Annotated in this window: 8 protein-coding genes; 2 read left to right on the top strand and 6 right to left on the bottom strand. The window is 68.4% G+C overall.

All coding sequences use genetic code 11. From position 1 onward, the window contains the following. Positions 1 to 575 precede the first annotated feature (575 nt). From ACI1US_RS05565 to ACI1US_RS05545, 5 genes are all read right to left on the bottom strand, one after another. Positions 576 to 806: a hypothetical protein gene (locus ACI1US_RS05565; RefSeq protein ID WP_461638823.1), complete on the bottom strand. Its 231-nt coding sequence runs from the start codon at positions 804 to 806 to the stop codon at positions 576 to 578. A gap of 20 nt (positions 807 to 826) precedes the next feature. Continuing rightward, the gene (locus ACI1US_RS05560; RefSeq protein ID WP_416549858.1) at positions 827 to 4,483 is read right to left on the bottom strand and encodes an AAA family ATPase; all 3,657 of its coding nucleotides are present in this window, start codon (positions 4,481 to 4,483) and stop codon (positions 827 to 829) included. A 239-nt stretch (positions 4,484 to 4,722) separates the two neighbouring features. Continuing rightward, complete coding sequence (locus tag ACI1US_RS05555) at positions 4,723 to 6,072, bottom strand: uracil-xanthine permease family protein (protein WP_416549859.1); 1,350 nt, start codon at positions 6,070 to 6,072, stop codon at positions 4,723 to 4,725. Positions 6,073 to 6,218: 146 nt separating this feature from the next. Further along, positions 6,219 to 6,437 carry an HPP family protein gene (locus ACI1US_RS05550; protein WP_416549860.1) on the bottom strand — a complete coding sequence of 73 codons (219 nt, stop codon included), beginning with the start codon at positions 6,435 to 6,437 and terminating at the stop codon, positions 6,219 to 6,221. Continuing rightward, positions 6,434 to 7,987: an EamA family transporter gene (locus ACI1US_RS05545; protein WP_461638820.1), complete on the bottom strand. Its 1,554-nt coding sequence runs from the start codon at positions 7,985 to 7,987 to the stop codon at positions 6,434 to 6,436. Before ACI1US_RS05545 ends, ACI1US_RS05550 begins: the two co-directional genes overlap by 4 nt. Positions 7,988 to 8,068: 81 nt before the next feature. Here ACI1US_RS05545 and ACI1US_RS05540 point away from each other — a divergent pair, with 81 nt between their 5' ends. After that, positions 8,069 to 8,605 carry a hypothetical protein gene (locus tag ACI1US_RS05540; protein WP_461638818.1) on the top strand — a complete coding sequence of 179 codons (537 nt, stop codon included), beginning with the start codon at positions 8,069 to 8,071 and terminating at the stop codon, positions 8,603 to 8,605. On the opposite strand, the gene ACI1US_RS05535 is transcribed toward ACI1US_RS05540, so the two are convergent. Next, the gene (locus tag ACI1US_RS05535; RefSeq protein WP_461638816.1) at positions 8,602 to 9,006 is read right to left on the bottom strand and encodes an ArsR/SmtB family transcription factor; all 405 of its coding nucleotides are present in this window, start codon (positions 9,004 to 9,006) and stop codon (positions 8,602 to 8,604) included. The genes ACI1US_RS05540 and ACI1US_RS05535 overlap by 4 nt on opposite strands. A 184-nt stretch (positions 9,007 to 9,190) precedes the next feature. Between ACI1US_RS05535 and ACI1US_RS05530 the strand changes: the two genes are divergently transcribed. After that, positions 9,191 to 10,864, top strand: coding sequence for an ABC transporter permease (locus tag ACI1US_RS05530; protein ID WP_461638814.1), 1,674 nt, complete (start codon positions 9,191 to 9,193; stop codon positions 10,862 to 10,864). Positions 10,865 to 10,877 lie beyond the last annotated feature (13 nt).

The raw sequence follows: 10,877 nt of genomic DNA, 5'->3' as shown, positions 1-10,877 counted from the left end.
AGGATTAATCGGGCTCTTATCCGTTGAAGGTGTAGGGCATCGGCGGGGAGAGGTAACGAGTGCGGCATTTCCCCACTCGCTGAAAGGCCAGAACTACCTCACGCGACGAACGCACCTGGGGAGCTGCGACAGGCACACGCCCCGCACCCATCTGCCCTGTTAGCCAAGGGCGCGAAGCGCCCGCGGCAGCCGCCAGCACGAACGCCGTCGCGTGGGTGTTGCAGCGGGATGGCTCCGGTGAGTGCTGCGGGGCACCCGCGCTCGGTACCCGGCTGACTGCACCCGATTGCGCTGGTCGGTTTCCTCCGCGCCAATGGATCGCGGCGAAGCCCGTTCTCGCTACGACCACCACCTTCCCAAGGCGAGGGCACACCCAGCTTGAGTCGCTCAACAGCCATGACCTCAGCGAAGTCAGGAGTGTTTTACCGCAAAAACACCATGACCTCGCTGAGGTCATGGCTGTTGAGCGTTCTTCATCGCTGAGGTCTACACCTTCAATTGTGAAGAGCCACTCATTGGGAGTGTCTGGATGGACGGGGGCGCGTGCAGGCGGCGCGCACAGGCCAAGCGGGCGCTCAGCCCCAGTGCGGCGGCTTGTCGAGCTTCAGGCGGTCATCGTTCTCGCCCGCCGGCTTCGCGCGGCCTGGTGAAGCACCGCCCCAGCCCTCAGGCTTGTCCTCGGTAGCCCGCGCGGTCAGCGAATGGTCGGACGGCGTTGGATCGACGCCCTCGGGTGCCGGACGCTGCACCCGCCGGGAACCCCGCACCCTGCGCACCGCAGGCACCCCTGATGTCTCGTCGCTCACGCGATGCTCCCTGCCCCGCGCTACTGGAACGCGGCGTCGGAGGCGAGCTCAGTCACGCCAAGCACCCGGGCGATGCGCGCTGCGGCACCCTCGGGGTCGGCGAACAGGTCGAAGCTCTGCACGCGGTGGTAGTGCCAGCCGAGCCGGCGCAGCACCGCTGGCCGCAGCCTGAGCGCTTCTCGCAGGCTCGCGCCGCTCTCGGTGGAGTTCGCGGTGCCGAGGTCGATGTCGATCGCGATTGCGCGGTCGCCGTATGACGCAGCGATCGGGATCTCGCCCCGGTAGTCGAGGGCGACGGTCACACCGTGGGCGCTGAGCCTGTCGGCGAACTCGCGGATGAGCGGGTCGGTTTCGCTCGGCAGCAGCACGGGCTCGGGCTCCGGGTGCTCAAAGGCGAGCAGTTCAGCGAGCTCGACGACACCGTGCTTGAGCCGGGAGGAGTCGAGGTCTTCGGGCTTGAAGCAGCTGACGATGGTCATCGCGCGGCGCGCGCGGGTCATCGCGATCGCGAGCAGGTGCTCGCCGCCGGGACGCCCGAGCGCTCCAAAGTTTGAGAGTACGCGGCCGTGCGGGGTGCGGCCGTAGCCGATCGAGAAGATCACGCGGTCACGGCTCTGCGCGGTCGCCTGCTCGAGGGTGAGCACCGCGAAGGGCTCCGCGCGCTCGCCGAGCAGGAACTCGCGGTACTGCGGGAACTTCGAGAACGCCTGCAATACCTCGCGGTAGACCCGCACGGCGTGCTTCTCGCTCGCGGTGATGACCATGAGCGACTCGTTCGGCCGCTCGTCGGCGTGCTGCAGCACCATCTGGACGACGCGGTCGACCTCGGCCTCGGTGCTCTCAACCGCTCCGGTCTGCTTGTCGGGCAGTCCCTGGCCTGCGGGTACGAAGTCGTAGGTGAGGCTCGAGTGCCCGAGGAAGCTGCCGGCCCACGGCAGCGACTTGATCTCGCCGCCGTAGAAGCGGGTGTTCACCAGGTTCGTGAGGTCTTCGCCGCCCGCGCGGTAGCTGCGGGTGAGCTTCAGCGTTGGCAGTACCTCGGAGAGTTCGGCGAGGGCGGAGCGCAGCGGTGCGGGGGCCTCGGGTTCGTCGGCCTCGGGGCTGTGCACACCGATCTCGAACACGCTCGGAGTCTGGGTGGTGTCGTCGCCGAAGACGACGACCTGGTCAGCGCGGCGGATCGCGCCCAGGTTCTCGGCGAGCGTCGTGGCTCCGGCGTCGACGAGCAGCACCGTGTCGAAGCGCGCGGTCTCGGGCAGCTGCGATACCTCGTACGGGGACATCGCGAGCACGGGCGCGAGCGTCGAGAACAGCACGGGCGAATCCTGGGCGAGCGCCGCGATCGTCGCGTAGCCGCTGCGCAGCAGGCCTCGCAGCGCGAGCGCCTCCTGTTTGTTGTCGAGCACTGCGACGCGCCACGCGTCTGCAAGCTTCGAGGCAAGCAGCGTGCCGTTCGCGCCGGCGTGGGCGTCGTCCACGAGCCGGAAGTCAGCTTCGAGGCGTTCGATCACGCCGGTGTTCGCGCTGAGCAGCGCCGGGTTCGTCTGCAGCATGCGCTCGAGCACGGACTGCCACCAGGCAAGTTCGAGCTCGGCCGCGACCTCGTCTGCGGGCACGTGGCGCGCTGACAGGTCGTCGAGCAGCGGGCCGAGGCGGGCGCTGCGGAGCCGCTCGACGATCGTCGTGCGCTCCTGGATGTTCTGCAGCACCTCGGACTCTTTCGCGAGCTCCGAGACGCGGGCGGCAAGCGCGTGCAGGTCGAGGTTCTTCAGCCGGTCCGGCTCAACGGTCGTGCTGAGCACCGCGTCGAGCTTGTCGAGGTCTTGGTAAGCGGACTGGAACGCGACCACCACGTCTGCGATGCCGAGGGGCACCTCGGGGCGGGTGCCGACGACCGTCGTGTAGCGCTGCCAGAGCACGCGCTGCTGTTGGATCTGCACGAGCCGCGAGTACATGTCAGTGATGCTGACGCCGGGCCGCACGTACTCCTGCGCGAGCTTCTTCAGGCGTCGCTTGTTCGAGGCCGACATGTCTTCGTCGCTGCCGCGGGGTGCGTGCGCCGCGATGACCTCGGCGAGCGAGCGGTCGTACACCTCGGGTGTGAAGCGGTCGAGCGTGTCACGCACGCCCATGAGCAGGCGCAGGTAGACGCCGAGCTCGGAGATCGACTCGTAGGGGCGCATGGAGGTCTGTTCGACGACCTCGTTAGCGAGCGAGATGAGGCGCGGCAGCTGGGACTCTGCGAGGTCCACGGCGATGCCGTAGGCGGCGCGAGCCTCCTCGGTTGTCGAGAAGTCGACGCCGTACCAGGGCGAATCTTCGGGGCCGTATTGGAACTGGCCGAGCCTGGCGACCTCGGTGAGGTCGTCGGCGACAGAGGATCGGTCGATCGTGAGCTGGCCGAGCGCCTGGTCGTCGAGCCGCACCGTGGTCGTCGGCGGGTTGTCGCCGAGCGACAGGCTCGTGAGTCGCCGTAGCGCTTCGAGCGGCGTCACGGAGAAGCGCTCGTCGGGCTTCGAGAGCGCGTCGCGGTAGTCGAGCAGCACGCCGCGCAACCGCACGAGCGCTTCGTCGACGTCGCGCATCTGTTCGGCAGAGGCGTTCTCGTTGCGGCTGATCGACTCGACGAGGTTGCGGCGGAGGCGGCGGGGCGTCACCGCGAGGCCGGGGAGTCCGGCGCGGGTGAGCCTGTGGGTGATGCCGTCGATGGAGGATCGGCGCGGCGTCACCACGAGCACGTGCTTGCCGTCGCGTACGAGGTTTCCGATCGCGTTGACGACGGTCTGGGTGCCACCGGTGCCGGGCAGCTGGCGCACGACGATGGACTGGCCGGCGTCGATCTGCGCGAGCACGTCGTCTTGCTCGGGGTCTGAGTCGTACAGGCAGCGGTCGGTCTCGGGGGCTGCGACGTCTGGCGACACCGGGTTCACCGGGTGGTAGTTGTCGGCAAGCTGGCGCTTCGCGGGCTCGCTGCCGCAAATCGCCTGGAGGATCGGCGTATCGAGCCGCACCGCGTCTGCTCGCATGCCCTGCGAGATGTTGTGGAACGAGGAGACGACGAGGCGTGGCTGCACCACGAACTCGGGGACGCCGGCGACCATCTGGCGCAGCCGGTCGATCACGGGCTGCGGCTTGAAGACGCCCTCTGCCTGCGACAGTTCGATGAGGGATCGTGCGTCGATCGTGATGCCGAACTGGTCGCGGAGCGCGCGAATGAGTTCGGAGTTCACGACCGGGAAGTTCTTGAGTTTGAGCTCGAAGTCGCGGCCGTAGCGCCGGATGGCGAGCGGCCGGAGCAAGACGGGAGCCGTGTACTCGGTTCCCTCAAAGCTCCATTTCGCGAGGCCGACGGCGAGGTTCACCGTTTCGAGGCCGCGCATCGTGCGCATCTCGACGGCCTTATCGGTGACGCGGGCCGCGGCGGCGCGTGCGTGTCGCAGGGCGAGGTCGTCTCGGATGAGCGCGGAGAGCAAGATCTTGTTGCCCGAAATAAACTGCGGCAGCCCGCCGGGGTGGGTCGACGACAGCTCGATGCGGTTCGCGGGATGATCCTCGAAGTGCAGCAGCGGATTTCGCCCGCCGATTGCGGCGAGCTCTTCGAGCCACGCCGCCTGCTCCTCAGCGAAGGGGTTTACGACGGCGACTGGTCCGCCGAGTTCTTGATCAAGATGGTCCACCCCGATCCCTCCTCCGAGCGCGTGACTGTTCACCGGCTCCGCCGCTTCGGCGGTATCCGGTGCTTGGGCGCTTCCCTGTGATTCGGGTCGCCTACGTCGTTCCACACTCCACACACCGCCACCCTAAGCCGTGGGACCTGAATTTCCCGGCATTATCACGGTGTTTCCTCGCGCGTCGTAGCTGTGACTTCGCCGAGTCCCCGGAGGTGGGGCGGCGAAGTCACAGCGCGGCGGGCGGGTTAGCGGATGATCGCGGTATCGACCGCGGTGCCGCGCGCGCGGGCGACGGCGCGCATGAGGTGGTACACGCCGACCGCTGCGATCGTGCCGAGCGCGATGCCGTTGAACATCACGTCGCCGAGCTGCAGGCTGAAGTCGGCGATGCCGACGATGAGCGCGATTGCTGCGGTGAACTGGTTGATGGGCTTCGAGAAGTCGACCTTGTTGTCGATCCAGATCTTCACGCCGATGAGGCCGATGAGGCCGTAGAGGGCGACGGTCACGCCGCCGAGCACGCCTGCCGGGACCGAGAAGATGAGCGCGCCAACCTTCGGCGAGAAGCTGAGCAGCATCGCGATGATGCCTGCGACCCAGTATGCGGCCGTCGAGTAGACGCGGGTCGCAGCCATGACGCCGATGTTCTCACCGTAGGTGGTGGTCGCGACGCCTCCGCCGAAGCCGGCGAGCACGGTCGCGACGCCGTCAGCGAGGAGCGCCTTGCCGGTCACCGGGTCGAGGTCGCGCTCGATCATGAGGCCGACGCTCTTCACGTGGCCGACGTTCTCGGCGATGAGCACGAGCACGACGGGGAGGAACGCAGGCAGCAGGCCCCAGAGCGAGGGGTCGCTGAACGGGTTCGCGGGGAGGTGGAACTCGGGCAAGCCGATCCACGCAGCGCTTTTCACTGATTCGAAGTCGACGATCCCCATGAACGAGGCCGCGACGTAGCCGACAACCATGCCGAGGACGATCGAGAGGCGGCCGATGAGGCCGCGGAAGAGCACGGTGATGAGCAGGATCGAAGCGATCGTGATGAGCGCTGCGGTTGAGTGCAGCCCCTGGTTCACGTCGGGGTTCGAGGCCGGGTTGCCGAACCAGTTGTTCTTCACGGCGGGCGCGAGGTTGAAACCGATGAGCGCGACAACGGCGCCCATGACGACGGGCGGCATGAGCGCATTCACCCAGCCGGTGCCGAAGCGCTGCACCGCGATGCCGACGAGGGCGACGAGCACGCCCATCGCGATGATCGCGAAGGAGGCGCGGGCGAGACCGGCGACGTCGCCGTAGTCGAAGCCGGCGGTCGCAACCGCGATCGGAGCGAGGAATGCGAACGAGGATCCGAGGTAGCTCGGCAGGCGGTTGCCTGTGATGAGCAGGAACAGGAGGGTTCCGAGCCCTGAGAAGAAGAGCGTCGCGGTCGGCGGGAAGCCGGTGATGAGCGGCACGAGGAAGGTCGCACCGAACATCGCGACCACGTGCTGCGCACCGAAGCCGATGGTACGAGGCCAGCTCAGGCGCTCCTCGGGCAGAACGATCGCGTCTTGCGCAACGGTTTTTCCGTCGCCGTGCAGCTTCCAGGGCAGCGCCATAGGGGCTCCTTCGGGGCGGGCAGTCTCTGCGAGCCGCGCGTCCGCCCCTCCAGGCACGCAACCAAGCGTCCATCATACAGCGAACACTCAGGATCGCGAGGGCGGCTCCTGACGTCGCCCGGCTGGTGCCCGGCGCAAGGAGGGGGTTACTTCGCCGGCGGCTTCATGATGACGCCGGTCGCGAGGCCCACAGCGAGTCCTGAGGGGAACCACATCCAGAACTGCGTGAAGTACCAGAGCACTCCGCCCATCACCGCGCCCACCGCGAGGCCGAGCAGCACCTGCTTCCGGCGAGCCTCGGGCGTGGGCTCTTCGCCCTTACCCTTGCCCTGCGCGCTGTTCTTCGGCTTCGACGACTTGCTCATGTGCTCAGCCTACGCGCGGCAGCTTGATCTACCCTGTCCATCTCCTGCAACTGGGCGATCATCGCCGCCGAAGCACCCCGTCGTTCGGCGAGCGCCACAAGCGTCCCGGTCGCGCGCGCGATCTTCGCGCTGCTGGGTGACACGTAGGCCCCAGCGCCCTCGAGCACTTCGCCGGCCCGGTCAAGCCACGCCTCATCGGCGCCCTGCATGAGTTCGGCTTCCCACTCGCGCCAGGCTCGATCCACCCTGCCCTCCCCCGAGCCCTGGCGCAGATCACTCGCCCGCACCCTGTCGTCGGCGAGTTCGACAACTTCGACGCCCGACTCATTGACCAGGCGAACGATGCGCCGTTCGGTGCGCAGCTCGGCGATGGGCTGCACGTGTTCGGCGGCGTCGCCGATCCACCCCCGGAGCTCCTCGATGAGCCCCGCTGGCATCTCTGCAGCGAGCGGCCAGTGCAGCTCGCGGGTGCCGCCGGCACCCTTCGCCTTCACATGCCAACCCTCGTCGGCCCCGCCCTCGCGCACCCGCATAGCGACTGCGCTCCGAGCGAGCGCTCCGTCCGCGGTGTCGTAGTAGCGCGCGTGCATGTGGTGGGTCTCGGGATCACCGAGGCTCAGTCCGACGGCGGCGAATGCCTCGGCCTGCGGGATCTCGCTGTCGGCCGCAACCTCGTACTTGCGTTCAATCTCGAGCGACTCGGTCGCCGGAGCCGCCGGCTGCGCGCTCGCCTCTGCTGCCGCGCTCCGGCCGGCTGACCATACGATTCCTGCTCCTGCGATCACAACAAGCAGGATACCGGCGAAGGCCGCCGGCGTGAGTAGCTGGTCGAGGAACAGGGCACCGATGATCGTTCCGACGACCGGGTCGAAGGCGAAGAACACCCCGAGTATCCGCGCCGAGGTGAGCCTTCCCGCGATCGTATCGACTGACACCGCGAGCGCGGTGCCGAGAAGCGCCGACAGGGTGAGGAGGCCCCACTCGGGCAGGGTCGGCAGCGCGATCACTGGCACCGAGAACGGGAGCGTGAAGATCGCTGCGGCACCGAGCGAGAGCGCGACGCTCTGCAGCCCGCCGCCAGCCTGCCCGACCCTCGGCGCGAGCACCGTGTAGCCCGCGAAGCTCGCGCCGGCGAGGAGGCCCCAGACTATTCCGACAGGGTCGAACGGCCCGCCGAAGCCTGCCATGAGCACGACTCCCGCGAACGCGGCGATCGCGAGTAGGCCCTCGCGAAGCCTGCGGGAGGCGAGGAACGCGACCATGCACGGTCCGAGGAAATCAAGCGTCGTCGCGACCCCGAGCGGCAACCGGTCGATCGCCTGGTACAGCAGCTGGTTCATCGCCGCCATCGCGGCTCCGTACAGCACGATCCCGAGCCACTCTGCGCGGCTTCTGCCGCGCAGCCGCGGACGGAACAGCGCGAGCATAATCACGGCGGCGAGGAGCATCCGCAGCCCGCTCGTGCCTGCCGCGCCGAGCGTGGGGAACAGCGTCAGCGAGATCGCCGCGCCAGCCTGCAGGCCGATCGAGCCCACAAGCACGAGAAGCATGGCGCGAATTGTGGCTGACCGATTGGGCTGACTCTGCATCTTCCCAAGACTAGACCTCGCCGGGTGCCTACACTTAGCTTCGTGAGTGAGCTAGTTGTTGGCGTGACCGCGGCCGTGCGCGAGGCGGCCGAGAGGCTGCGGGCGGCGCACGTCGCGCCCGAGGCGCTTGCGGTGTTTGTGCCCGAGCGCCGAAAGCTACTGATTCGCCGAAAGGCCTCGATGCGGCCACTCGGCGAGGTCTGGCGGCTGGGCACGCTCCTGGTCGGGGCCGACCCGGGCACCCCGACGCTCTTCGTCGCCGGCCGGGCAACGCGCTCAGCGGTGCGGCCCTACCCGGGCAACCAGTCGGTGTCACGCGAGGAGCGGCGCGACATTGCAGCTGCCGCGCTGCACGGCGGCTACCCCGAGGGCACCGCGGTGAACTTCGATGCGCTGCCCGTGGCGCTCGACGAGGAGTCGCTCGCGTCGCTCGCCCCGGAGCTCCCGCTCGGCGTTGTCGGCGGGGAGCTGCGGGTGCGCTGGCGAGCGGGAGCCCCGCTCGACGGCGCTCAGACGCTCGCGGCCTACCTTGCCGAGCGCGTCGAACTGCTCGCGCACCCGCCGCAGGGGGCGAGTTAGCCCACGGGCTGTTCGGCCACCGCGAAGCGGGGTGCGCGCGGCGCTCGTCGCTCGTCGGACTCAGCAGCAAGCGTGCCGTCCGGCGCGATGTGGCTGAACATCTGGGCGACGACGGCGAGGATGTGGGGATCCTCGACCCGGTAGAGCTGACGGCGGCCGTCGCGGCGCGCGGCGACGATGCCCGCCGCCCGCAGCTTCGCGAGGTGCTGGCTGATGGCTGGCACGTTCGCGTGTGCCCGCTCGGCAAGGGTCGAGACGTCGTACTCCCCCGCCGCGAGGAGCCAGACGAGATGTAGCCTGGTCGGCGTCGAGAGCATGTCGAACGTCAACGCGGCTGCGTGCAGCTGCGCGTCGGTGATCTCGGGCAGTGCGGCGGGGCTGGCTAAATCGTGTTCGTCCATCCATCAATACTCCCTCATTCTGCAATTTGCGCAAGTTATTGCATGTCATAGGCTGGGGACGCGCCGAGAATCCGCTGCCCGCACACTCGAGAGACAGGAGTCGGCCATCGAAGCGATCCCCACCTCTCCGCAGCGCCGCCAGCCCGCTCCAGCTCGCGGAGCACGCAGCCGCCTCGCCGACATCGTGATCTTTGCAGGCCTGTTCGTCGCGTTCTGGGCGGTGTCGCAGATCTCGCCGGATCTCGCAGCGCCGTTCGATGAGGCGACTGCTCCGGCCGCCGTCTCCACGGACCCGGCACTCCTGCCGTACTACGCAGGCCGATCGCTCCTACGCATGTTCATCGCGCTCGCGTTCTCAGTCATATTCTCTTTCGTGTATGCAACCATCGCCGCGCGGGTCCGCGGGGCAGAACGCATCATGATCCCCATCCTCGACGTGCTGCAGTCTGTCCCCGTGCTCGGCTTTCTCGCGGTCACGCTGCCCCTCTGGCTTGCCCTGTTTCCGGGATCGGCTCTCGGCCTCGAGAGCGCCGCAATCTTCGCGATCTTCACGAGCCAGGTGTGGAACATGACCTTCGCGTTCTACCAGTCGCTCATCTCTCAGCCCCGCGACCTCGATGAGGCGGCGCGCGCGATGGGCCTCACTCGGTGGCAGCGGTTTTGGAAGCTCGACGCACCTTCCGGGGCCTTCCCCCTTGTCTGGAACGGGATGATGAGCTTTGGCGGCGGGTGGTTCTTCCTCATCGCCTCCGAGGTGCTGACCGTGGGGCAGCGTGAGTATGCACTTCCGGGCATAGGATCGTTCGCAGCCGCAGCCTCCGACGATGCCAGAATCGACCTCCTCCTGCTTGCCGCGGCGGTAATGGTGCTGCTGGTGATCGGCGTGAACTTCGTGTTCTGGCGGCCGCTCACCGCGTGGGCCGAACGGTTCAGGCTCGGAGACACCGACACCGCCGACCCGCAGACGAGCGTCGTCTACGATCTACTCAGGCGCTCGGCGGTCCCCGCAGCGCTCGCGACCCTCACCCGGCCGATCGGCGAGGCGCTCGACCGCATGATGCGGGTGCTCGGGCGCACCGGGAGGCGGCGACGCCGCCCAGCGCAACGGGTGCCTCGCTGGGGCCGCACCCTCGGAGCCGTCGCGGGCATCGCGCTGCTCGTGTGGGGGCTCATCGCCGCCCTCGGCTTCGTCGCGCGCGACGTCGGCCTCGAGCAGTTTGCGGTGACCGCGGGCCTCGGGCTCGTGACGCTCGCCCGCGTGCTCGTGGTGCTCGTGTTCGGCACCCTCGTGTGGGTGCCGATCGGCGTATGGATCGGCCTGAGCCCGCGCGTGACCCGCTTCGCGCAGCCCATCGTGCAGGTGCTCGCGAGCTTCCCCGCGAACTTTCTGTTTCCGCTGTTCGCGCTCGCGCTCATGGCGACGGGGGTGAGCCTCGATATCGGCGGCATCCTGCTCATGGCGCTCGGCTCGCAGTGGTACATCCTCTTCAATGTGATCGCCGGGGCTGCAGCAATCCCGATCGACCTGCGCGAATCCGCTCGCAGCCTTCGGCTCGGCCCCGCGCTCACCTGGCGCACGCTCTACGGGCCCGCGATCTTCGGGAGCTGGGTGACGGGCGCGCTCACCGCGGCGGGCGGCGCGTGGAACGCGTCGATCGTGGCGGAGGTCGTGAGCTACGGCGACACGACACTCACGGCGGCGGGGCTCGGGGCGTACATCGCCGAGGCGACCGCTCACGGCGACACCGGGCGGGTGCTCGTCGGCGTCGCGGTGATGAGCGTGCTCGTCGTCGCCACCAACCGACTGCTCTGGCGCAGGCTGTACCGGCTCGCCGAAACCCGGTTCTCACTGGCATGATGGCGCTGAAGGA

The sequence above is a fragment of the Leucobacter sp. BZR 635 genome (assembly GCF_048061935.2).
Lineage (GTDB): Bacteria > Actinomycetota > Actinomycetes > Actinomycetales > Microbacteriaceae > Leucobacter.
Note: the sequence above shows the minus strand (reverse complement) of the source record. Positions and strands in the feature narration are given on the sequence as shown.